Origin of the sequence: Paenibacillus sp. P36, from assembly GCF_045866505.1 — a bacterium.
GTDB lineage: Bacteria > Bacillota > Bacilli > Paenibacillales > NBRC-103111 > Paenibacillus_E > Paenibacillus_E chondroitinus.
In genome coordinates this window covers 3,379,494-3,404,430 of the sequence record NZ_AP038372.1, presented here as the reverse complement: position 1 = coordinate 3,404,430, position 24,937 = coordinate 3,379,494, and the positions used below count along the sequence as shown (strand labels likewise).

Annotated in this window: 17 protein-coding genes and 1 pseudogene; 7 read left to right on the top strand and 11 right to left on the bottom strand. The window is 46.2% G+C overall.

Annotation, left to right across the window (positions count from 1 at the left end):
• Positions 1-183: 183 nt before the first annotated feature.
• The 10 genes from ACKTT9_RS15180 to leuC all read right to left on the bottom strand — a co-directional run bounded on the left by ACKTT9_RS15180 (position 184) and on the right by leuC (position 16,300).
• The gene (locus ACKTT9_RS15180) at positions 184-2,031 is read right to left on the bottom strand and encodes an ABC transporter ATP-binding protein (RefSeq protein WP_407872204.1); all 1,848 of its coding nucleotides are present in this window, start codon (positions 2,029-2,031) and stop codon (positions 184-186) included.
• Entirely contained in the window at positions 2,028-3,863 is a 1,836-nt protein-coding gene (locus ACKTT9_RS15175) for an ABC transporter ATP-binding protein (protein WP_407872203.1), read from the bottom strand. Before ACKTT9_RS15175 ends, ACKTT9_RS15180 begins: the two co-directional genes overlap by 4 nt.
• A gap of 270 nt (positions 3,864-4,133) precedes the next feature.
• Positions 4,134-7,823 (bottom strand): dynamin family protein, encoded by a 3,690-nt coding sequence (locus ACKTT9_RS15170; protein WP_407872202.1) that lies wholly within the window; start codon positions 7,821-7,823, stop codon positions 4,134-4,136.
• A gap of 92 nt (positions 7,824-7,915) precedes the next feature.
• Positions 7,916-8,191: an NAD/NADP transhydrogenase alpha subunit gene (locus ACKTT9_RS15165; protein ID WP_127451514.1), complete on the bottom strand. Its 276-nt coding sequence runs from the start codon at positions 8,189-8,191 to the stop codon at positions 7,916-7,918.
• A 25-nt stretch (positions 8,192-8,216) separates the two neighbouring features.
• Positions 8,217-8,888 carry an endonuclease III gene (gene nth / locus ACKTT9_RS15160; RefSeq protein WP_315949361.1) on the bottom strand — a complete coding sequence of 224 codons (672 nt, stop codon included), beginning with the start codon at positions 8,886-8,888 and terminating at the stop codon, positions 8,217-8,219.
• A gap of 195 nt (positions 8,889-9,083) precedes the next feature.
• Complete coding sequence (locus tag ACKTT9_RS15155; protein ID WP_407872201.1) at positions 9,084-11,798, bottom strand: S-layer homology domain-containing protein; 2,715 nt, start codon at positions 11,796-11,798, stop codon at positions 9,084-9,086.
• 28 nt (positions 11,799-11,826) lie between these two features.
• The gene (locus ACKTT9_RS15150) at positions 11,827-12,417 is read right to left on the bottom strand and encodes a GerMN domain-containing protein (RefSeq protein ID WP_157324554.1); all 591 of its coding nucleotides are present in this window, start codon (positions 12,415-12,417) and stop codon (positions 11,827-11,829) included.
• A gap of 68 nt (positions 12,418-12,485) precedes the next feature.
• Complete coding sequence (locus ACKTT9_RS15145) at positions 12,486-14,003, bottom strand: N-acetylmuramoyl-L-alanine amidase (RefSeq protein ID WP_407872200.1); 1,518 nt, start codon at positions 14,001-14,003, stop codon at positions 12,486-12,488.
• Positions 14,004-14,245: 242 nt separating this feature from the next.
• Positions 14,246-14,851, bottom strand: coding sequence for a 3-isopropylmalate dehydratase small subunit (gene leuD / locus ACKTT9_RS15140; RefSeq protein WP_127451503.1), 606 nt, complete (start codon positions 14,849-14,851; stop codon positions 14,246-14,248).
• A gap of 27 nt (positions 14,852-14,878) precedes the next feature.
• Positions 14,879-16,300 carry a 3-isopropylmalate dehydratase large subunit gene (gene leuC, locus ACKTT9_RS15135; protein WP_407872199.1) on the bottom strand — a complete coding sequence of 474 codons (1,422 nt, stop codon included), beginning with the start codon at positions 16,298-16,300 and terminating at the stop codon, positions 14,879-14,881.
• A gap of 237 nt (positions 16,301-16,537) precedes the next feature.
• Between leuC and ACKTT9_RS15130 the strand changes: the two genes are divergently transcribed.
• The 7 genes and pseudogenes from ACKTT9_RS15130 to ACKTT9_RS15100 all read left to right on the top strand — a co-directional run bounded on the left by ACKTT9_RS15130 (position 16,538) and on the right by ACKTT9_RS15100 (position 23,308).
• Positions 16,538-17,572, top strand: a complete 1,035-nt coding sequence (locus ACKTT9_RS15130; protein WP_407872198.1) for an ABC transporter substrate-binding protein — start codon at positions 16,538-16,540, stop codon at positions 17,570-17,572.
• Positions 17,569-19,632, top strand: coding sequence for a Fe(3+)-hydroxamate ABC transporter permease FhuB (gene fhuB / locus ACKTT9_RS15125; protein WP_407872197.1), 2,064 nt, complete (start codon positions 17,569-17,571; stop codon positions 19,630-19,632). The genes ACKTT9_RS15130 and fhuB overlap by 4 nt, the downstream gene beginning before the upstream one ends.
• Positions 19,633-19,783: 151 nt before the next feature.
• Positions 19,784-20,677, top strand: a complete 894-nt coding sequence (locus tag ACKTT9_RS15120) for a LysR family transcriptional regulator (RefSeq protein ID WP_407872196.1) — start codon at positions 19,784-19,786, stop codon at positions 20,675-20,677.
• Positions 20,678-20,707: 30 nt separating this feature from the next.
• Positions 20,708-20,833, top strand: a pseudogene (locus ACKTT9_RS15115) (DeoR family transcriptional regulator); the annotation flags it as partial.
• A 248-nt stretch (positions 20,834-21,081) separates the two neighbouring features.
• Positions 21,082-21,687 carry a WYL domain-containing protein gene (locus ACKTT9_RS15110; protein WP_407872195.1) on the top strand — a complete coding sequence of 202 codons (606 nt, stop codon included), beginning with the start codon at positions 21,082-21,084 and terminating at the stop codon, positions 21,685-21,687.
• A 103-nt stretch (positions 21,688-21,790) separates the two neighbouring features.
• Entirely contained in the window at positions 21,791-22,666 is an 876-nt protein-coding gene (locus tag ACKTT9_RS15105) for an SDR family NAD(P)-dependent oxidoreductase (RefSeq protein ID WP_407872194.1), read from the top strand.
• Between the two features lie 150 nt (positions 22,667-22,816).
• Positions 22,817-23,308, top strand: coding sequence for a cysteine dioxygenase (locus ACKTT9_RS15100; RefSeq protein WP_407872193.1), 492 nt, complete (start codon positions 22,817-22,819; stop codon positions 23,306-23,308).
• 53 nt (positions 23,309-23,361) lie between these two features.
• On the opposite strand, the gene ACKTT9_RS15095 is transcribed toward ACKTT9_RS15100, so the two are convergent.
• Complete coding sequence (locus ACKTT9_RS15095; RefSeq protein ID WP_407872192.1) at positions 23,362-24,744, bottom strand: glycine--tRNA ligase; 1,383 nt, start codon at positions 24,742-24,744, stop codon at positions 23,362-23,364.
• Positions 24,745-24,937: the final 193 nt, after the last annotated feature.

Sequence of the window (24,937 nt, the reverse complement as noted above, 5' to 3'; positions counted from 1 at the left end):
CGTTGAATAACTGCGCCTCGGTCCGTTAGATTCTCAAAAATGGCTAATTGGGCCGAATAACGGCATGTGAGTCCGTTAGCAGAAGATGTAGTGCAATGGTAGAGGGTTGCAGGTATACTCCTCCCCCCACTTTTAGCAAAAAAATAAACCTAGCGGCTTGAACATCACCGCCAGGTTTATGACTTAAACTGCATCCTGCAAAAACTTATACTGCGCTTGAATCAAACCGTAATAAATTTTCTGTTCCTTCATCAATTCATCATGATTGCCGATCTCCATCATGCGGCCATGATCCAGCACAACGATTTTGTCCGCGTTGCGAATCGTAGAAAGCCTGTGCGCCACGATGAAGGAAGTCCGCCCGGCAAGAAGCGTTTTAAGGGCTTCTTGAATTTTCAGCTCCGTATCTGTATCAATACTGGCCGTCGCTTCGTCCAAAATGAGTACTCGTGGATTCGCAAGCAGTGCCCTCGCAAAGGAAATCAACTGACGTTGCCCCATCGATAACACATTTCCGCGTTCCTGTACCTCCGTGTCATAGCCATTCGGCAAGCTGACGATAAAGTCATGCGCATGAACGGCTTTAGCAGCCAGTTCAATCTCTTCGTTCGTTGCATCCAACCGACCAAAACGGATGTTATCTCGAATCGTGCCCGAGAAAATAAACGTATCCTGCAGAACGACGCCAATTTGGGAACGCACGCTTTGAATCGTAACATCGCGAATGTTAGTGCCGTCAATCAGAATACGTCCCTCTGTAGGATCATAGAATCGACAAAGCAGATTCATAATGGTACTTTTACCTGATCCTGTGTGCCCAACTAACGCAATAGATTGCCCTGCATGTACATCCAGATTAAAACCTTTTAATGCCGGACGACCAGCCTCGTACTCGAATACGAGATTTTCAAACTTCACATTCCCTTTGATGTTAGGCAGGTCTTTCGCGTCTTCAAGCTCAGCGACAGAAGGCTTTTCGTCGATAAATTCGAAGATCCGCTCGGCAGAAGCCATTGCAATTAGCAGTTGCGAATACATTTGACCCAGGCGCGTAATCGGCTCCCAGAAATAACCTATGTAAGTAGCGAAAGCAACCAATAAACCGACTGAAATTTCCTCCGTTTGGATCAAATAAGCACCCATCCAGAAGAGAATGCAGTATCCAATTGCTCCTGTAATCTCGATGAGAGGACCGAACGTCTGATTAAGCATCGAAGCGCGATTCCAGGACAAACGGTTAACCATATTCATTTTGGTGAAAAACTGAATATTTTCTTTTTCCTGCGAATAAGCTTGGGTGACCCGTATCCCTTGAATACACTCATTCAAATGGGCATTCAGCCGCGATTGTTTCATCGTTACATCTTGCCAGGCATGGCGAATTTTCTTGCGCAGCTTGGTAGAAATCATGAACATGATCGGAACCGTTACAATAATGGCAGCCCCTAATTTAAAATTAAAAGTCAGCAAAATAATAATGATCCCAACAAGCTGCACGACGTCAATCAACAGGTTGACGACCCCGTTTGTAAACAAATCTTGCAGTGAGTTCACATAATTCGTTACACGAACAAGAACAGATCCTGCTGGACGTGTATCGAAGAATCGGAACGACAGCTTTTGAATGTGGCTGAACAAATCGTGCCGCAAATCGTAAATGACGCGTTGTCCAATCATATTCGTATACTTAATTCGGAACGTGTTTGCCAACCATTGGATGATATATACGCCAAGCATGACACCGACGATGATTAGCAGCAAGTTCGTATTTTTAGGTACAATAGCATTATCAATCGCTTCTCTGATCAGTAAGGGTACTGTCAGTTTGGTGATAGCTCCAACCAACATCATAATAATGATAATCGGGAGCATTTGTTTCTTATAGGGCTTCATATAACTAAATAAACGTTTCAATTGACCCCAATCGAAGGGCTTATCAATCAACTCATCATCCTGGTAGACAAATCGTTGCCCGACTTGAGAATCTTCGTTCTTGGCAGCCGCCTCGGCTTGATTCGATTTCGTACTCAATGTGCTAACCTTCTTTCTTGCAAAGAGGAATGGTTTCGCGCGGTCGCATCTAATTCACTATCTTTTGCTGCAGCAACTTGATCATCTTCAGTCGCTTGCTTAGGTTGATCCGCGTATTGAATATCGTAAGTTTGACGATAAAGGCCTTCCTGCTGCAGAAGCTCGTGATGTTTGCCTCTTTGAACGATTCGTCCTTTATCCAAGACGATAATTTCATCAGCATGCTTCAAGGAAGAAATCCGATGCGCAATAATAAATGTTGTTCTTCCCTTCATGACTTCACTAAAGCCTGCTTGGATCTCGTGTTCTGTTTCCATATCAACAGCGCTCGTTGCATCATCAAGCACCAGGATTTTGGGATCTTTGATCAGTGCTCGAGCAATAGCAATACGCTGTTTTTGACCGCCTGATAAGCCTAATCCGCGCTCGCCGACAACGGTATCATAGCCTTCCGGCAGCTCAGAAATGAAATCATGCGCTTTAGCCAATTTCGCTGCTCGAATAATTTCATCCATCGTAACATCTTTGCGTCCATAAGCAATATTGTTAAGAATAGTGGAAGAGAATAAGAACGTTTCTTGGAAAACGGTTGCAATCTGGCTGCGATAGCTTTCAATCTCAAGCGAACGAACGTCTCTGTCGTCCAGCATGACTCGGCCGTCTTTCACATTGTACGCTCTCATCAGCAGTGAAATCACCGTCGTTTTACCTGAACCCGTGCTGCCTAGAAGCCCGATAACTGAGCCTGCTGGAGCATCCAAATTGAAGTCATATAAAGCTGGCTGCTTTTCGGGATAAGCAAATGTCACATTGTCGAAACGCACATGCCCTTTCACTTGGCTGCTTGTTACAACGGCTGCATCCCCTTGATCTTTCACATGTAAATATTGATGCAAAATATCGAGAATTTTCTCACCTGAAGCTTTCGTATTCGTGAAGTTGTTGATATGGAAACCAAGTCCCCACATCGGTCCGATGATGTACCAGATTAAGCTGAAGCAAGCAACCAGCTCACCTAGGGAAATCGTATCCTGGATGACCATGTAGCCCCCAACGCCAAGCAGCATAACGACGCTCAGATTCGCCAGAATTTCCATGATCGGAAAGTACTTAGCCCAAATCCCGGAACTTTCAATATTCATCGCCTTGTAGTCCTCATTACGCGCTGAAAACTTAGTCACCTCATGAGCTTCACGCGCGAACGATTTGACGGTCCGAACCCCTGTGATGTTCTCTTGTACCGCGGTTGTCATAGAACTAAGTGATTGGCGCACCATCCGGAATGCGGGATGAATTTTGCCTTCAAAACGAATGGCCGTAAACGCCAGAAATGGCATCGAAATCATGGTCAGTAAAGCTAACTTCCAATTGATGGAGAACATCATGCTCATACCGAAAATCAACATTAGTAGAACATTTAATAGTTGAGCGAAACCAAATCCGATGAATTGCCGAATTGCTTCCAAATCAGCCGTCAATCTGGACATTAAGTCCCCTGTTCTTGCTTGATCGTAGTACTGAAAGGATAAGTACTGCAGCTTGTTATAAAGCGCATTCCGCAAATGATACGCAACCCGGTTGCCCAATCGGCCCCCTAGCAAGCCATGCAGGAATTGAAACATCCCTTTCATAGAAACGACAATAACAACAATAATGGCTAATTTCGGAACGAGTTCAAATTGCTTTTTTGCGATCACGTTATCGATGAGATACCGGAGTAAATTCGGATAAACGAGACCTAATGCAGTTGCTAGGGCTAAACATAGAATGGCTCCAAAAAACAGTTTTTTCTCTGGCCAAAAATAGGGCTTCAGTTGCCTGAATACATCCACTTTGGTGACCCCTCCTCAAGAAGGTGAATTTGGAAAAGCTAGGTAAGCGTTTTAATACTTAATGAATCTTAACACCATCCCTATATGCGGGCAATCAGAAGAATGCGTGATATATTCGCTTAAAAGCCCATAACTTCACAAAAACGTGCAGGAATCCACCCTATTCTTTAAAATCATCCCAATAACCATCAATGTAAGCCTTTACATAGCGGTACGTGAAAAAGGGCTGATCACGTTCAATTGAACATGACCAACCCTATTGTTTAAATGTTAAACAAACGACTTTAATTGATGCTGTTTGGATATTAGTTCGTTCAAATCAATCTTCATTTCAAGGGCATCGCGCATCCCTTCAGCGTGCTCATTCAGCTGCCCAAGCAGCTGATTTTTCTGTTTCAGCAACCAATTTTCGAGCTGATTGGCATATGCCTCTTCAAGCTCTGCAGTTTGAAACTCAACAAACTGAGCGACCGGCGCCGTCATCCGATTTTCCAAATCTGCTCTCAGTTTGCTTTTGCCATCCCCTTCAAAAAATTGCTTCGGGTTCTTGAAATGACTTTGCAGCATTTTAAGTGAGATCTCAGGCGCTTCCATTTTGGAGCTGATTTCAGGCGTGACAAATGTGTTGGATTCGTATGAACCGCTCTCGAAGCCATCCATAACTTGGCGAAGCTGCTCTTCCCAACGTTTAACACGATTTCCGGATATCAGATTCATCCGGTTCTCAACACGCAGCGTCGTAGCAAGCACTTCTTGCGAAAGATCATAACCAATCATGCGCAGCAGCTCACCCCAGGCCGACTGGAGCGCTTGCTTCGGATCTCTGGCTTCCTCACGGAACGTGGAAGGATTAAAGGCGTAATTGTACAATTCACCAAACCGGTACATCGTACGCTGCTTCACATAATACAGAAGCTCCTGAATCTCTTTCTTCAATTCTTTGAGTTCCGCCTCGAAAAGCGTACGCTCAAGCAGCTCAGCACACTCCCGCTCAGACTGCTCCAGCTTCCTAAGCTGCTGCTTCCGCTGTTCTTCCCCTGTTTGCGCACTCTCGAGCCATTGCTGCATTGTGGCAATCGCGCGGTGCAGCTCCAGATTCGCTGAATGTATCGCAACATCGCTCAGTTCATTGAAAGTAAACTGCACAAACTCACCTTCAAACGGACGAATGCCCGACTGCGCGACAAGCGCTTCGTTGCCGGTAATTTTTCCTTCTGCCGCTAAATAACTGGATATCGGATAAATCCGCGGATTACGGATACCGTGCTGCAGAAGATTTGTTTCCACATGGGTCATCACACCTTGCAATTCTTCCGGGCTTGCTGCAAGATCGGCGGCATTTACGATGAAGAACATTTTATCCATTTCAAAGCTGTCTTTGACACGTCCAAGCTGTAAAAGGAACTCGCGATCCGCCTGCGAGAACGCGTGATTATAATAAGTCACGAAAAGAATGGCATCGGCATTTTTAATATAATTAAAAGCAACGCCGGTATGGCGGGCATTAATGGAATCTGCACCAGGTGTATCAACGAAAATAATGCCTTGTTCCGTCAAGGGATTCGAATAATATAATTCTATAAATTCAACAAAACAAGACTTTGACTCGTCGGCGACGTAACTTGGAAACTCCTCTTTGGTAATTTTCAGCTCCGTGCCCAAATGATTCTGCGCCAGCTGCCAGCCTTTCTCGACGGCTTTAAGGAAGGAATAATGCGGTTTTCCTTTGGCGGTTACGTCAGCTGGCGAAAGAGCGCCTATACGTTTCAATGAGGACGCCATATCACTAGCTTGCACGCCTAAAATTTCAAGTGAATATAGGACGTCCTGCAGAATCGCGTCCGCTTTCTTCATCTTCACCTTGGCCGTACCATGCGGCCAGCCCTCTTGCGGCGGCATAATTTTATTAATGGCCGCCGTCGTCGGGTTCGGCGAGACCGGCAGCACTCTTTCACCAATCAGCGCATTGGCGAAAGACGACTTGCCGGCGCTGAATGCGCCGAACAGCGCAATCGTGAACGTCCGCTGACGCAGACGTTCCGATTTCTCGCGCATGGCGCGCGCGATCGACCGCATCGACGGCAGTCCGTCGATGATGTCCGAAGCCGCCAGCAAGTCGGCGGCTTTGCGCTCCATGCGCCTGCCGTGTTCACCTGAGGTGAACGCGGTCGGCGCGGAGGCCGCTGCCTCCGCAGGGGCAGCGGCTGAAGGCCCTGCGGCCGCCGATGCTGTCGCAGCGGCCTGCAGGATCTTATCCATGGAGGTGACATGCAGCCCCCCGCTCAGCGGGGCGGCTGCTTGCTCCTCCATGGGGGTGTACAGCTGCGCGTCCGGCAGCGCCGGCGCAGCTGGTCTTGCCCAGCTCGCCATGCGCAGCAGCTGGGCCGTTGCGGCCGCCTCGGCTTCCTCGAGGCGGCGCAGTTCGCGGGCAGCGCCGAGGCGGCTGCTCAGCGCTTCCAGCTCGGCCGCAAGCGCAGCGGCGGCCACAGCACCGTGCTCGCTGACAGCAGCCGCGATCAGGTCGATCACCGCAAAAGCCTGTTTGCGGTACTGCTGTTTAATATCCGACGCAACTTGCTTCATGAAGTTGAGCGTGTATTCGCCGCCGAATGTGGCGCCAGCATTCACTTGTGCTGCAAGCCACTCTGGCGTGACTTCCACGCGCAAAGCTTCAATCTGAGCCAAGAGACCAGCATCATGCTGCCCTTGATTTTGCGCAGCTTTCTTCAAAGCGTCCCGCAGATGCCAATCCAGCTGTGCTTCCACCTGCTCCGATAAATCCGCTTGAAACGCGTTGAGCCGTTTCTCCGTTTCCAGAGCCGTCTGTGCAGCTCTGGAGAAAAACCCTACCTTGAACCCGGGTTTCCGGCTCTCTAAATACGCATGAGCCTGATCGCGGGTCAAGGCCGGTGTAATGTTGGCATTTTCAATGATCGTGCCAACTTCTTTACGCAGCTGTGCCGTCAGTGCTTCCGGCAGTCCCTTCAAGATCGTCAGCTCCTGCTGCTTGGCAGTCGCTAGCGCTTCAACCTCCTGCACATCGCCTTCCTGGCTGATTTGCTCCATAAGCTCAGCCTTCTGCGGCTCATGCTGCTCAGCCAGCCATTTGCCATGCTCGTCGGCAAGATAGCGTGCAGAGGCGTCAATGCTGAAGCTGCGCAGCTCGTCGCCACGCTCAATCAAGCGGCTTAAAAGCCATTGCAGCTTCCCATACTCATTATGAGGATGGTTCGGCTCTTTCATGGTGACAAAAAGTAGATCATCCGGCACGATACCCCAGTTCAAAAAGGCTTGTTTCGTCCCCTCTTGATACTGTGAAAATGGCAGTTCCCATTCTTTGTGCTTATCGATCATATTGACAATGAGATAGAGCGGTTTGCCCCACTCCTTCATTTTCTTCGTAAACGCGAGATTCACTTCGGACTGTACGTGATTGTAATCCATCACATAAAACACGACATCCGCCAAGTGCAGGGCAGACTCCGTAGATTTATGGTGGGCATCGTCCGTCGAATCAATCCCTGGCGTGTCTAACAGCGCTGTATGTTCACCCAGAAAAGCAATGGGATAAGATATTTCTACTGTTTCAATATCTGTGCCGTTCACACAATAAGCTTCAAGCTCATCAAGAGGGATCGTATTCGTCTTCCCTTGAAGACTTGCATGTCGATGTGTAACATGAGCGCCAGGTGCCCCATTGCGGATACTCACGATATTAGCACTCGTTGGTATCGGGGAGGACGGCAGCAGCGGATGCCCGCATAGCTGGTTAATTAAGGTTGATTTCCCCGCTGAAAAATGGCCACAGAAAGCGATGTTCATTCTGCCTGAATCAATCTTCGCCAGCAGTTGCCCCAGCTTGCTAGCATTATCCAAATCCCCTGTTGTTTGCAGATTTACCTGCATCTTCTTGATTGCATCCGGCATGACCGAGATGTTTGTATCGATTGCTTGCGTCATTCGTCCGTTCCGCTCCTTATTTACCGGTCTTCTATCCAATCCTATATCTATGAGGATACAGAAAAAAATCTCCCAGAGGGAGATTTAATTTTTTAGGACATAACCACTTTTTCTTTTTCTGGCAAGAAAATTTCAAAAACATCGCGATGCTGCAAAATCGTAATATCCGATTCTTTAACTTTCATCACAACAACCTCAGTTTTTGTTTTCATCTTGTCTATGTAATTCTGAGGAACTTCACCTGATTCACTGACTGTAATGCCTTCAATGACTTTTTCCTCATTATCGGCTAATGGAGTATTAATCACTTGTTCGAAAATATCAGAGAATTGTTCAAAGCTATTGGTATATACGGCGATGCATTTCATTTAAATCCCATCCTTTGTCTGCATATCATTTGTTTGTAATAGTTTTCCTAGTTGAGCTTGGTTTCATACGTTTCTTACCCTCGCGACAGTTATCCAAGAGAGGACATACCTCGCATTTCGGGTTCTGCGCTTTACAATGATAACGGCCAAAAAAGATCAGGCGATGATGGGTTTGTGTCCACTCTTCTCGTGGAACCTTCTTCATCAGCTTCTTTTCTACCTCAAGCACCGAATCATCGATGCCCGCCAATCCCAGTCGCTTGGATACGCGCTCTACATGAGTGTCAACGGCAATGGCAGGTACTCCAAAAGCATTGGAGACAACGACGTTTGCCGTCTTTCGGCCTACACCAGGCAGCTCGACTAAGTGTTCGTGCTTCTCTGGGATCTCACCATCAAACTTGTCCAGTAATAACCGGCACAGTTTTTGAATATTGCTCGCTTTATTTCGAAATAGTCCAATCCGTCTGATGTCTTGCTCCAGCTCCTCTAATGGAACCGCCAAGTAATCTTCGGGGCGCTTATATTTCTGAAATAAATCCAATGTCACCTTATTTACGGTTTCATCAGTGCATTGCGCGGATAGCAAAACAGCAATCGTTAATTCAAAAGGATTACTGTGACGCAGCTCGCAATGTGCATCCGGAAATAGTTCACCAATCGTATCCAAAATATGCCTTACTAACTTCTGCGTCATGTCTTTGCTTCCTTAGGGTCGTAATATTCTTCAGTTTAGCGAATTGTGACGTTAGAATCAATGCTTGTGAGCGTCAAAATGCGAACATTTTCTAAAAAATTGCCATATTTATTTTAAAAATAATAAAAAAACCGCCTGCAGCAGGAGACAAGCTCCTACGATACAGACGGATGGGACGAATATTTTGTTCAATTCTTACTTCTCAATCTCAACGATTTTATTATCCAGCACATAGATCGTGATGATATCGCCAGACACGAACGAGGATGGACCCACAATATCTGTTCCTTTATGGTAATAAGCTCTTGGGTAAAGGCTATAGGAAGTCTTATCTCCAGCAGTAGTTGATTTCAAATACATTTGATTAACAACTGAGCTGTAGTTATCAACTTCTCGTTTCGCAGTAGCGGCCACTTGAATGATAAGCTTATCGCTTGCATCTTTCATGACTTGTACACGATCGCCAACTTTAATGGAGGCGAAATTATAATCCGATCCACCGTTCAGCTTCACGCCGAAATTGGTTCCTGCATTGATGACTTGGCTTTTCCCAGTAAAGTCTTGAACCGTCAACGAGGAGCTAGCCGCATTCACAGCTGTTACTTTCCCGATTACAGGCGTTGCAATTTCAGCTCTGACAACTGTTGCACCATTGAATGAAAGCTTCACATAATCATCCACTACAAAATCATTGATCGAACCTGCGGTTTGATCCGGCTTCACAATCGGTACACCGTCGAGCGAGATGACATACTGCGAATTCGATTCATCTGTCACAGTAATTTGCTTGGAATTTACATTTGTAATAACCGTTTTGTACATAGCTGTTTTACTAGTTGTAATTTTAGTCACGATACTTTGGTCGAAGCTAATTTGAAGGGAGATCGTGTCCCCAACTTTTAGATCCGAAAGTGTACTATCTGGCTTATTCGCCAATTCAACAACAGGTGCATACTGCAGCTTAAATGACAAGCTTTGACCGCTGTCAGTTTTTAGCGTAATATCGTTCGTTTGCAGGTTTAATTGCGTGATTTGCCCGTTTAGCTGCGTGGACATCTGAACTTGTGTAACCTTTTTCTGTGCAACCAGCAAATCTACATATTTGCCTACTGTAAATGTACCGCTAAAGTTAGATAAAGGAAGCTTCATACCTGCATATGAAATCGACACGCTATCCGTCAAAATATACGCATGAGGCTCGCCTTTGTTATCGATCACCGAAAGCAGCTTCAAATTTTGATCATAGCCAACTATTTTAGCAAAATATAAATTTTCAATAGAGCGATTTGCAACTGTAATCAACGTTACTTTATTATTGAGAACTTCCAGTTTCAACTGATCGCCAGCAGCAAGATCGTAAATACTTGCGTTTGTTAATCCATTGATCACGACTTTCACATTCTCAGACAATTCATACGCATCAACAGGTTTACCCGTCGTTTTATTAATCAATAAAGTCGATTTATCTTCAGAGAACTCCTTAAAAGTCCCCTCAATACTTACACCAACATCCGCTTGCTTTTTAACAGAAATCTTCACTACTTCACTGTTCTTAATCGTATATTCGACGACATCGCCAATGTGCAGGGAATTCAGATCCGCCAAGCTGTTATCCGTAGAAGTAATAATTAAAGCAGAAGAGAAGCTGTATGATTCCGGTTGACCTGACTCCGTGTCCAGCAGCGTAATTTGTGCCGCGTCCTTGTTCAGGTTTTGGATCGCTCCATTTGCCGTTTTATTAACCGGCACTTGTTTGACGATGATAGATGTGTATTTGTCTGTGTTGACAATTTTGCTTTTACGCAATTGAATGGTGCTGCCGGTTACAATGTCCCCAAGACTGAGTCCGCGACCTTCCGTATCCGTTACGGCTATATCCGAAGCCAAATCATAGCTCTCAAAATCATCCAATGTAGCTTTCATCGTGCTCATGTTTAATTTGAGCAATTTGCCCTCTTTAATGTCCATCTGCAATTCGTCTTTAATGATTTCAACATAGTAAGCAACGCCATTTACTTCAACGATTGAAACTTCATAGGTTTCTTGAAGTTCTTTCGGGTCAATTGCCGTATCGTTTTTGTTTCCGTAAAAAACAGTATTTGGTGAGATCTTATATGTACTTGTATTACCCTCTTTGTCCATTAGTCCAATGGTGCCGCTTGTGAGGGTGGTCAAGTATCCTTTTTTCGCATGTGCAGGCAAAGATGTCAATTCTTTCTGCGAGCGGCTAAGGAATGCAGCCATCTGAGCACGGGTTACAGCGCCTTTCGGCTGGAAGGTCCCGTCTTCAAAACCATCAACAACTTTCAACGCTACCGCAGCATTTACATATCCAAGTGATGTAGCGCTGATGGAGCTGTTATCGTTAAATGTCGTTTGCGTCTCGGATAAGCTTTGGGCAAAAGCGCCTTTGCCGATCGCACGAATAACGATTTCTGCTACCCATTCTCTAGTTGCCTTGCGTTGTCCCCAATTCTCTTTGGACTTATCGCTCGAGCTTCGCTCTTTCTCTTCTTCGTTCGTAATTAATCCTTTTTGAAGCGCGACAGCTACATAATTCCTAGCGTAACTATCAACAAGCATAAAATCAGGGAATACAGTTGTAGATGTCATGTTATTGACTTCATCCTGCAACCCCATCATGCGGACTGCCATAATCAGTACGTCCTGTTGGGAAACCGAGTTTTCAGCGCGGTAGGCACCGTCTTCATAACCTTCAATGATTCCTTCGAGAGCCAATTTGGAAATATGGCGAATTCCCCAATAATCTGATTTTACATCCGGGAACGAAAGCTTTACGCTATTTTTGGACGTTCCACTCGTGGAATCAGCGGCCAGAACTGGTGTTCCAGCTAAACTTGTTACAATTAAAGAACTTAAGATTGTGCTTGCCAACTTCTTATTTCTCATCTCTAAATTAACTCCTCTGCTCTTCCATTTAATTAGGTCGTTTGATTGGGTAGGGAAGCTCCAGATGCCCCATTAAGCTGTCTACTTGTTTGCCATCCTTCAGGACGTATAAAGCTTTCACTTCCGGAAATTGAAAAACCGTTTTCTTCAGGGCTTGCAAAAACATTTCTTCCCCAGGGGCGCCCAATTGCGTTTTGGGACCAAACGTGAGGTCCACTTTCAATTCCCCTTTGGTTTTATCAAAGGCTGAACTTGTAAACTTTAAGTCGTCAAATAAAGGAATGGCTTTAGGATCATCACTCTTCTTAAGTGCGTTCAAGGCTGCGCCATACACATCTGCATCCTTTTTGTAAGTGATCGTAACTTCTTTCTCTACAAGCTTCATTTCATCTTGATCGCTATAGTAAGCCTTGATCTTTTTGTGCAGCTCAGGCTCCGGTGTCGGAGTCGCCGCAACTGTTGGCGCAGGACTTTGAACCGTTGACGTTGAGATTGGGTTTGTTGATGTCTGAGGTGCAGAACCGCTTACCAACTGATTTTTTTGACCGCAGGCAGTTATAGACAATGTAATGGCACTCACAAGAAGTGCCCCTTGAATAAAGCGTCTTGTTTGGGTCATTTCACACACTCCTTCGCGTTTTGCATAGCAAAACTAGCATCGTAGCCTAAATTTAGAGTTTTTACCTCCTATTTGAGGTTCAAGTATTCTTTGATAGCAGCAACGAGAGCAGAGGCTAATTTGTCTTGGAACGCATCCTTGTACATCGCACTTTCATCGTTCTTATTAGACAAATACCCTACTTCCAGCAGAACAGCCGGCATGGTCGTTTTCGTGATGACTCTAAAATCAGCTTCGCGTACTTTGCGATCAGGAAACCCTGTTGCCGGAATCGCATATTTGTGAATGACATTCGCAAAAGCTGCGCTTTCCGGTCGGTTATAATACGTTTCTGTACCGGATACCGTAGCCTTGGCACTGTTACCGTGAATAGATAAGAAAAGGTCCGACTGAATGTTATTGGCAAAGGATACCCGGTCATCCAGCGGTATGAACGTATCATCAGAACGAGTCATCAAAACATTAAGACGCTTGTCCTGAAGGAGAAGCTGCTCTACTTTCTTCGCCATAGACAGTGTAAAATCCTTCTCATGTCTGCCAGTTATGGATAATGCGCCAGGATCATTGTCGCCGTGACCCGCATCAATTACGACAGTTAACTGATGTTCGGCAATTGTCGCTTTCCACTGATTAGGCAGCTTGGTAGGCTGAACCTTATAATCAGCAGTACTTTTCAAATCCAGAATAACTCTTACAGTAGCCGGATTATCGTTAAAATTGGAAAAGCGAACTTTCTCGACCAGCGGATGCTTCGAACTCAGCTCTCCCGCATTTTTGACCAGCATTTTCTTGAGAGGCTCATCTAACACTGTGTTAGGGAAATCCAATACAATCCGATTGGGATTGGCTAATTTCATTGATGTCGGCACAAGCGTGCCGTCTTTGGCCGTTACCGTTAGCTCCTTATCGGTCAACACGATAGATTGCACCAGATGGACATTCGGATCCGGTATGTTGGACCCCGTTCCAGTGCCAGTGCCAGCGCCTGTACCTGTACCTGTACCAGTTCCACTCCCAGTCTCTGTACCGTCTCCTGGTTTGACTGGATTTGTTGGTGTTGTTGGATTGGTAGGTGTTGTTGTTGGCGGCGTTGTTGGTGTGTTGCCATCTACGACATCAACCGGACCTGTTACTGGCTTGGAATCGCTATCGTCTTTTTTGAACATATGTACGGAAGAAGTGGATGCGTCCCATGTAAATTCAATACCCATTTGCTGTCCAATGAAACGGAGCGGCAGCATCGTATTGCCTTTATCAATGATCGGAGCAACCTCCATGACTTCCTTTTTGCCTTTAATCAACGCTGTTTTGCTGTTGATCGTCAATTGAATGTTCACATCGTCTTTGACGATGGTTACTTTGCTCGTGGCTTCATCCCAAGTTACCTTAGCGCCAATTTCTTCAACAATAATGCGCACGGGTACAATTGTATTTCCACTAACAATACGAGGTTGAACTTCACTCGAAACCAATCTTTTCTCATTCATAAAAAGCTTAATCGCATTAGACGCTTCCGCTCCCAATGCCGTAGTAGGCAGCAGCACAGAAATCAGCAACATGAAACAAAATGCAGGAATTTTCATCATTCACCTCTATATATTGTCGGAATTATAGTCGTAATCACAAAAATGAGAACTCTGTCTCTCAAAACCTAGCAGCAATTGTCCTTTATCTCAAATTAGTCACTTAGCCCGACAGCAAAACCCCCGTCCGTTCGACAATCTAGTAATCTATTAGACGTATCAAACTACCAAAAGTTGCATAAAAAATTAACAAAAAAAAGACACATCCCATGGGGTCCCCATAGAGATGCGTCTTCGACCCGAACTTATTTATAAGCCAAACGCTTTGCGTGAGCTTGCTCGTAAGCCGTAATTTTGTCTTCATGCTGGAGTGTTAAACCGATATCGTCCAAACCTTGCAGCAAAAACTGACGACGGTGCTCGTCGATGTTAAAGCTAATTTCCAATCCATAGTCGTCTGTAAGCTTGTTGTTCTCCAGATCAACATTTAGCTTGTAACCTTCATGTTGCGCTGTGCGGTTAAACAAATCATCCACTTGTTCTTCCGAAAGCTTAATTGGCAGAATGCTGTTTTTGAAGCAGTTGTTATAGAAAATATCCGCATAAGAAGGTGCGATGATGACGCGGAAGCCAAAATCTTGAATCGCCCATGGCGCGTGCTCACGGGAAGATCCGCAGCCGAAGTTCGCTCTGGAGAGCAAAACGGAAGCGCCTTGATAGCGATCCTGATTCAGAGGAAAGCTCTCGATCACGTTACCCGCTTCATCCCATCTCCATTCGAAGAACAGGAATTGGCCGAAGCCGGAACGCTCAATTCTTTTAAGAAATTGCTTAGGAATAATTGCATCTGTATCTACATTGACACGATCCACAGGACCGACGAGGCCTGTATGTTGTTTAAAAGCTTCCATGTTTTCATTCTCCTTAATCAGCCAAAATTAAGCTTGTTGGTATTCTTTAATTTCCCAATCACGAACATCATAGAAATGACCTTTGATCGCTGCAGCAACAGCCATCGCTGGGGACACGAGATGCGTACGTCCACCGCGGCCTTGACGGCCTTCGAAGTTACGGTTGGAAGTCGATGCACAACGTTGGCCAGGTTGCAGAACGTCTGGGTTCATCGCCAAACACATACTGCAGCCAGCATCACGCCATTCGAAGCCCGCGGCTGTAAAAATTTTGTCCAAGCCTTCTTTTTCAGCTTGAATTTTGACGCGGCCGGAGCCAGGTACTACGATTGCTGTAACTGTAGGATCAACTGAATATCCTTGTGCGATTTTTGCAGCTGCGCGAAGATCTTCGATACGTCCGTTCGTACAGGAACCGATGAAAACATAGTCCACTTTCAGATCTGTCATTGGTGTGCCTGGTGTTAAATCCATATATTCAAGCGCTTTTTCAGCTGCTTTACGTTCATTTTCGGTTTCGAAGCTTTGTGGATCCGGAACAAGTGCTGTTACGCTTGTACCCATGCCCGGGCTAGTTCCCCAAGTTACTTGCGGAATCAAGGAATCAGCGTCAAACTCAACGACCCAGTCATACGTCGCGCCTTCGTCCGTTACATACTTGGACCATTCTCCAACAGCTGCATCGAAATCAGCGCCTTGAGGCACGTACTCACGACCACGCAGGTAGTTGAAAGTCGTTTCGTCTGGAGCGATCAATCCTGCTCTAGCTCCGCCTTCGATGGACATGTTACATACCGTCATACGCTCTTCCATGGAAAGACCGCGAATGGCTTCGCCTGTATACTCGATAACGTAACCAGTAGCAAAATCCGTGCCGTATTTCGCAATAACGCCAAGGATCAAGTCCTTCGCTGTTACGCCTGGTTTCAGGCTTCCCGTAATGCGAACTTCAAGTGTTTTGGCTTTGGATTGTTGCAGCGTTTGCGTAGCAAGAACGTGCTCAACTTCACTTGTACCAATACCGAATGCTAGTGCTCCGAAAGCTCCGTGTGTCGATGTGTGGCTATCGCCGCAAACGATCGTTTTACCTGGGTGCGTTAGACCAAGCTCAGGTCCCATAACGTGCACGACACCTTGGTCGATACTGTCAAGATCGAATAGTGTAACGCCGAAGTCACGGCAGTTTTGTGAAAGTGTATCAATTTGTTGCTTGGAAATAGGATCTGTAATATTGAAACGATCCTTCGTTGGAACGTTGTGATCCATCGTTGCGTAAGTCAAATCAGGTCTACGAACTTTACGACCCGATAACCGAAGTCCTTCGAACGCTTGCGGTGATGTTACTTCGTGTACCAACTGCAAATCGATGTAGATAACGCTTGGTTTGCCTTCTTCCTGGTTAATTACGTGATTATCCCAGATTTTTTCGAACATCGTCTTTTTACTCATATCCAGTCACCTCTTGTCATTATCCGCTCAATTTGTTAATGTCTTACCCTCATAACGTAGTTTATCACGATTACCATCATTGCTCCAAGATATAATAACTATAAGCTTGATAGATTAATCCTATAATTTAATAAAACGTTGACTTTATTAGTGATAATGATTATCATTCTCTGAGTGGGATTGAAACACCCATCATTTTTATCCATTTATAGATACATATTATAGGAGGGTTTATTTGTGCTTAAAATTGTAAAACCATTAACGGTTACAGCTTCAATCGTCATGCTTTTCCTTACTGCTGCATGCGGTAATGCGACTAGTACCACCAGTTCAACATCTTCTCCAGCTGCTGCTTCAGTTAAACCTGCTGCGTCTGCTGCCGCTACGGCTGCTGCTGACACAGTCAAAACAATCACTCATGACCTAGGGACGACAGAAATTAAAGGTACTCCTAAACGGATCGTCACTTTAGAGTGGACCTATGCGGAAGACCTGCTCGCCGTTGGTATTCAACCTGTAGGATCTGCTGATAAAAAAGGTTATGCAAACTGGGTTAACGTAACGCCTGCTTTGGATGCTTCAGTTGTTGATGTAGGAACTCGTCAAGAACCTAACCTGGAAACAATTACAGGTCTCAAGCCTGATCTCATTATTACCAGCACACTGCGTTCAAGCAAAAACTATGAGGCACTCAAAAAAATCGCACCTACTATCGTTTTTAACTCCTACCCTGCTGAAGGAAAAGGCGACCAGTATGCAGAGATGGAAAATACTTTCAAAACGATTGCTGATATTGTAGGTAAAAAAGAGGAAGGCGACAAAGTGCTTGCCGACCTTCAAAAAGCATACGCAGATACGAAAGCAAAACTTGCCGCGGCTAAAAAAGATGGCGCTGAAGTCGCACTTACACAAGCTTTCAGCAATCAAAACAACGCAGATCTTCGCATGTTCCTGGACAACTCCATGGCTGTACAAGTTCTACAGCGCATCGGATTGAAAAACGTATTTAAAGCCAATAAATTTGAAATGTACGGCTACTCGACCGCTTCCGTGGAAGCACTGCCTGCTGTACAAAACGCCAACTTTATTTACATTGTGCAAGACAACGATAATGTGTTTGAGAAACAACTCAAAGATAATGCCGTTTGGAAAGGTCTTTCCTTTGTAAAAGAGAACAAAACCTACAAGCTGCCTGGCAACACTTGGCCGTTCGGCGGTCCATTGTCCGCAAAACTATTTGCCGAGTTGACAGCTAAAGCGTTAACCAAATGAGCCAGATTAATTTAAAAACGGACCCTTTTATACATTGGCAAACGACATGGAAAGCCTTTTTCGTTATTGGAGGAGGCCTTCTGGCCCTGCTTCTGGTTTTGTTCCTGAACATTACGCAAGGAGAAGCCAACCTTACTGTTCATACCATCGTGAACGCTTTGCTGCATCCACAAGATACCCCCGACCATCATATGGTTCGGGGGCTTCGCTTGCCGCGGGCGGTCATCGGCCTCCTGGCCGGAGCTTCGCTTGCGGTTGCAGGAGCGCTGCTCCAAACCGTTACCCGCAATCCGCTGGCATCCGCTTCAACACTGGGCTTGAATGCAGGTGCTTATTTTATCATCGTGCTTGCAGCCGTTTACTTCCCTGGCTTAAAGTCGGATCATTCACTGCTATTGGCACTCATTGGCGCATGCGGCGCAGCCGTCATGGCTTACTTCATGTCAGGGGGACGCAAAAGTACTCCGCTGCGCATGGCTTTGGCAGGCATGATCGTTTCCCTCGTATTGTCTGCCTTTACAAGCGGTCTGCAAATTATGTATGAGAATGAGACCAACGGTCTGTTCATGTGGGGCTCAGGCGCATTGGGGCAAAATGATTGGCTTGGTGTACGCTACGCTCTTCCTTGGGTATTGATTGGGCTAGTTGCTGCCCTTTTGTTCAGTCAAAAGTTGGATATGCTGGAGCTGAATGAGGAAACGGCTGCTTCACTGGGTGAGAATGTAAATTTAATCCGTTTCATGGCGCTTGCTGCTGCCATTTTGCTGGCCGGAGTGACGGTAAGTGTCGTAGGTCCAATTGGCTTTGTCGGGCTCATCGCCCCCCATTTGATCCGATTGATCGGCCTCAGACGTCATAGGTTCCTGATTCCGGGCAGCGCAATATGGGGAGCGGTCGTGCTCATTTCGGCGGATACGATTGCCAAAATGTTTCGCAGCACGCTTGGCGAACTGCCTGCCGGCTCCGTCACCGCCGTTCTTGGAGCTCCTTGGCTCATTTGGCTTGCTGTTCGCGGCTCCAAGATGCAAGCTTCGTCGGATAACGGATCTTCGATGGGCGTCGGCTTCATCGGCAGCAAAATTCCATATCCCTTGCTTATTTTGCTGTCATCCGCCTCTCTGCTTGCGCTTATTCTGACCGGATTATCCGCGGGTGCTTTAAAGATTCCGTTTGCAGATGTCCTTGCAGTTCTATCCGGCGGTGGACCCGAGATGTCGAGCAACGTCATCTTTAACTTACGCTTGCCTCGCGTGCTCGTAGCCGCACTTGCCGGTGCCTCGCTTGCGATTGCCGGCTCCATGATGCAAGGCGCCGTTCGCAATCCGCTTGCCGACCCTTCCGTTGTCGGTGTTACGACAGGTGCTGGCATGGGAGCACTTCTTGTCCTCACTATCTGGCCAACGGCTTCGGGCATGTGGGTACCGATCGGCGCGATGGCCGGAGCTCTCCTCTCAGCCGGCAGTGTGTATCTGTTGGCATGGAAAAAAGGGCTGAATCCTGTCGTATTAATTCTTGTCGGGATTGCGATATCTGCGCTTGGTTCAGCTGTCATCCAGTTCCTGATCATTAAATCCAAACTCGGCGCTGCTCCAGCTCTAACTTGGTTGGCTGGGAGCACCTATGCCAGAGGTTGGTTGGAATTCTGGCAATTGAGCGTGGCCATGGTTATCCTCTTGCCGATCGCTTGGCTGCTCGGCCGCCGTGTGGATTTGCTTGCCTTTGGAGATCTTGTCTCGCTCGGACTTGGCCTCAAGCTGCAGAAAACCCGCCTGATTGCGGCAAGCATCGGGGTTATGATAGCGGCAATCGCAGTAGCTTGCGTTGGCACCATATCTTTCATCGGGCTGCTCGCTCCGCATGCCGTTCGGATTTTCATGGGCCAACGTCACCAGAAATCGGTTGTCCTTTCCGCTTTGATCGGCGCCATTTTGCTAGTCATCGCGGATATTATCGGGAAAGTGATCGCCATTCCCAAAGAAATCCCTTCCGGCATCGTTGTTGCTGTCATTGGCGCACCATATTTACTGTTCCTGATGTACCGGAGTACGGTGAAGAGGTAACATTCAAGGTATGAAGAGGCTGTCCGCAAGTAGATTTAATCTGCTTGTGTGACAGTCTCTTTTTATTTATGGATTATGCTAAAATACGATCATGAGCTATGATAAATAAACACGTTTAACCTCATCATTTATTTTAGGAGTTGTAAAATCATTGGAACTACGCCAACTACAATATGCCATTCAGATTGCCATTGAACGAAACTTCTCGCGAGCCGCAGAAAAACTTCATATCGCCCAGCCCTCACTCAGTCAGCAGTTGTCCAAGCTAGAGAAAGAAATTGGCGTTCTCCTGTTCCAGCGCAGTACAAACTCCGTTGAACTTACGCATGCCGGCTCTTTATTCGTCGAGAAATCACAAAAAATTCTTGATATGGTAGAGCAGCTCAAAAAAGAAATGGAAGACATTTCACAGATGAAAAAAGGACGCCTCGTCGTCGGCAGTATGCCAATCACGGGATCGACCATCCTTCCATTTGTAGTCCCTGCTTTCCAAACCGCTTATCCGGATATAGAAATTTCACTTGTTGAAGAAACTTCAGCGAACTTGGAGACTTTGACCATGAACGGGCAAACCGATATTTCTCTCCTATCCTTGCCGCTGAGGGAAGAATCGCTTATATATGAAACGCTGCTGGAAGAAGAAATTGTCCTTGCCGTGCCCCCGAGCCATCCGTTAACGCAGGCCCAGGAACCGATCAGCATCTCACAATTGGAAAAAGAAGCCTTCATCGCCTTGAAAAAAGGGCAAGGTTTTCGAAAGCTTACGCTTGATCTCTGCCAAAACGCCGGGATTGTCCCTAATATCGTGTTCGAATCCAGCAACATGGAAACGGTCCAGTCCCTTGTGGCAGCCGGTATGGGCATCGCATTCGTGCCCTATTTGATCTCAAAACGCAGCTTCAGCGAGTTATCTCCCGTTCACCTTACTTTGGAAGGCCGACCGACCCGAACACTTGTCATCGCCTACCGTAAGGGCAGATACCTCTCCAAAGCAGCCGAAGCTTTCGTCAGCACGATGAAAGAGGTTATGCGAACAATTGGATAGCTTTAGACGTACAGGGGGAAACGAACTGTCATGAACAAAACACAGCGTTTGATCCAGCTTATGATGGCCGTTAATGAACGCATGGCTTTCACGACCAAAGAGCTAGCGCAAGAATTCGGCGTCTCGGAACGCACCATGCATCGCGATTTACAGGAGCTAAGCGAGCTCGGAATGCCGCTTTATACGGAGTTCGGCCCGCACGGCGGCTATCGCTTGCTGAAAAAGCGGATGCTGCCTCCTATTTTGTTCACGGAACAAGAGGCGGTCGCGATGTTCTTCGCCTTTCAGTCGCTCCAGTATTATGGAGCGCTGCCTTTTGCTGCAGAATCGACGTCAGCGCTAGGCAAGTTTTATCACTATCTTCCGACGATACGAAGAAGCGAATTGATGCACTCAAGAATCGCGTGTCATTTTGGACACCTACCCGCACACAAAGTTCTCCTTATTTGGAGCAACTTCTGGAGGCTTCGATCGATGGTCTTCCCCTTCATATTACCTATGCTTCCAAAGATGGTGCAACGGAACGTACCATACAGCCCATCGGCATTTACGCATCGAATGGCTATTGGTATTTTCCATCTTATTGTTTTCAAAAAGATCGCATCCTCCTATTTCGCACAGATCGCTTGCAAAGCTTGACTCCTGCCGAGCCGGATCACCCTAGCAAAAACCTCATGAACTACACCATTCTTGATTGGTTATCAGGTGGAGTAAGTCAGAAAAACGATTTGTCCGAACACATGAGACTTCGCGTCAAACTTACACCTGCTGGTGTCCGTGCCTACGAGCGGAGCAATGGCAGAGATGAAGATGTCACGATTCATGCCGACGGGAGCGGAGAATTAGTCAGTGAGATGCACCAGAGTAATCTGCACTATTTCTCAAAATATTTCCTGGGCATGGGCGCAGATGCCATCGTTGAAGAACCATCCGAAATGGTGCAATGGATTCGTGAACAACTTCAGCGTATGCTTCACGCATACAGCACCATGGAAAATTCACAAACATGAACATTTTTTGCGCCTTTTCAATCCATGACAAGAATTGTCATTGTATAGAGTTAAACTATAAGTGCAAAGTAACTTGGTGAATGACAAATGGAGGTTTAAAAGGATGACGAAAAGTAAACAGCTTCAAGGTCAGGTAGCACTTGTGACAGGGTCTAGTCGGGGTGCCGGCCGTGGAATTGCCTTAGTGCTTGGTGAAGCAGGTGCCACCGTTTATGTGACTGGCCGCAGTACAAAGGCACAATCGACTCAGACAGATCTTACAGGTACGATCGAGGATACAGCGGAAGAAGTGACTGCACGCGGAGGCGTTGGGATTGCGGTTCGATGTGATCATACGGTTGAAGCCGATGTTCAAAAGCTGTACGAGCAAATCAAACAGGAACAAGGCAAACTTGATCTTGTAGTCAATAACGCTTGGGGCGGTTACGAGGACATTGAAAAAGATGATTTTTTAGCGCCTTTCTGGAAGCAGCCTTTGAAACGTTGGGACAGCATGTTTGATGCCGGCTTACGGGCACAAATGGTGTCCAGCCGGTATGCCATGTCCACCTTCTTCCTTGAGCAGAAGCGCGGCTTAATTATTAACACGGGTGTCTACTCCGACATCGGAGGCGATTACCCGGTGAATGTATTTTATGACACAGTGAAACGTGCAGTTGTAAATATGACCCGTGCTATGGCTCTAAATCTCAAAGCAAACCAGTTGGATGTAACCGCATTGGCATTAGCTCCCGGTTGGATGCGAACAGAAGCTGTGTATAAACATTATGGCCTCGAACCTGGCGATCCCGACTTCATGCGAATTGAAGAGTTACACGCTACGGAGTCCGTTGAATATATTGGGCGCGCCGTTGTTGCGTTGGCCTCTGATACACAGGTTCAACTGAAAGCAGGACTGCTTCACGAGGTTGGTTCCTTAGCTGCCGAATATGATTTCACGGATATCGATGGCAGACGAATGCCGCCGTTTCGCGTCTAATTCTTTAGTTAATTCATGACCCATTTCTTTTCAAAATTATGCCAATTCCCCTAACCCTTCCTCCTCCTAAAGCATACTATATAATTAAATCTTATCGTTTCTCTAATTAATTTTGATAAAGAGATACCAAGTGCCTAGGAGGCGGAAACCATGATGTTAGTAGAAGCAATTGAGCAGTCATTCTGTAAATTGCAAGAACCCTCATTGGAACAACTAAAATCTGCACTTCAGTCCGTAAACAGCATATTTCACGAAGTGGCTGATCATAAAACTGAACCCCTGAATCTCGCTTATGGCCGCAATGTCATTTATAGCACGAAAGAGCTTGAAGTCATTATCATCCATATTCCCGCTTCGGCCGCAACAGCCATTCATAATCATGGAGCTTCGATAGGAGCTGCCTGCTTGGTTCAAGGCCATATTGTCAATTCCAAATTCCATCTGGACACGGAAGGTTACCCGGTTGTTCACAGCGATGATTTGATTCGAACAGGCGATTATTTTACAGCTCCAAAGGATCAAATCCATCAGCTTAGCAATCCGTTCCATGAGTCCGCCGTATCCATTCATGTCTATAGTCCACCGCTTACTGACGTTCATCGTTATTTGCCATACAGTGAAGTTCTCGATTACGTCATTTGATAAAAAAAGGCTGACCACAAGGTTTAACTACCTTAATGGCCAGCCTTTTTATATTAAAACTGTAGGGAATTCTCGATGAATGCTTTTAACTCCGAAATAGGCATCCGCGTTTGTTCCATCGTGTCACGATCACGTACCGTTACTTGACCATCTGTCTCGGACTCGAAATCGTACGTGATACAGAATGGCGTACCGATTTCATCGTGACGACGATATCTTTTACCGATTGAACCTGTATCATCGTAGTCAACCATGAAATGTTTCGCCAGATCAGCAAAAACGGCTTGCGCGCCATCATTCAACTTTTTGGAAAGCGGGAAAATAGCCGCCTTGATCGGAGCAAGCGCTGGGTGGAAGTGAAGCACTGTACGGCTGTCGTCGCCTTCCAGCTTTTGCTCTTCGAACGCGTCAATCAACAGCGCCAACGTTACACGGTCCGCACCAAGGGACGGCTCGATGCAGTAAGGAACATAACGCTCATTCGTTTCTTGATCGATATAGTTGAAATCTTCACCGGAATGCTCCATGTGCTGTTTCAAATCGAAATCCGTACGATCCGCAATACCCCAAAGCTCGCCCCAACCAAACGGGAATTTGTACTCAATATCAGTCGTAGCATTACTGTAGTGAGACAACTCATCTTCATTATGGTCACGCAAACGAAGGTTTTCACCTTTAGCGCCAAGTGACAGCAACCAGTTGTGGCAGAAGCTTCTCCAGTACTCAAACCACTTCATATCCTCGCCCGGTTTGCAGAAGAACTCAAGCTCCATTTGTTCAAATTCACGTGTACGGAACGTAAAGTTACCTGGCGTGATCTCATTACGGAAGCTTTTACCGATTTGGCCGATACCGAATGGCAGCTTTTTACGCATCGTACGCTGTACATTTTTAAAGTTAACAAAAATACCTTGAGCAGTTTCAGGACGTAGGTAAACAACGTTGGAGCTTGCTTCTGTTACGCCTTGGAACGTTTTGAACATCAGATTGAACTGACGGATATCTGTGAAATCTTTGCTGCCGCAATCCGGGCAAACAATGTTATGCTCGACAATCAGCTTCATCATATCATCGAATGTCATACCGTCTACGATGATTTCGATGTCTTTTTCAGCTAGTTTGTTCTCAATCAGCTTATCCGCACGGTGGCGCGCTTTACAGTTTTTACAATCAATCATCGGATCGTTGAAGTTTCCAACGTGACCGGAAGCTACCCAAGCCTGTGGATTCATCAGAATGGCAGCGTCAAGACCTACGTTGTACGGGGATTCCTGAACGAATTTTTTCCACCAAGCGCGTTTGATATTATTTTTCAACTCAACACCTAACGGACCGTAATCCCATGTGTTGGCCAAACCGCCATAAATTTCAGAACCCGGGAATACAAAACCTCTGTGCTTTGCTAATGCGACAACTTGATCCATAGTAACACTCATTGTTCATTCGCTCCTTCAGCTTATCAAAATGGGGCTAAGCCCTTAGACGTCCGTTTGGATATGAGCACGCAAAAAAAGCTCCACATCCAAAGGCATCAAATCATGCCTAGGGACGAGAGCCTTACGCACCCGCGGTTCCACCCTAGTTGATACACCTGTAAAAGCCTGTATCCCCTTTATCGTATCGGCTCCG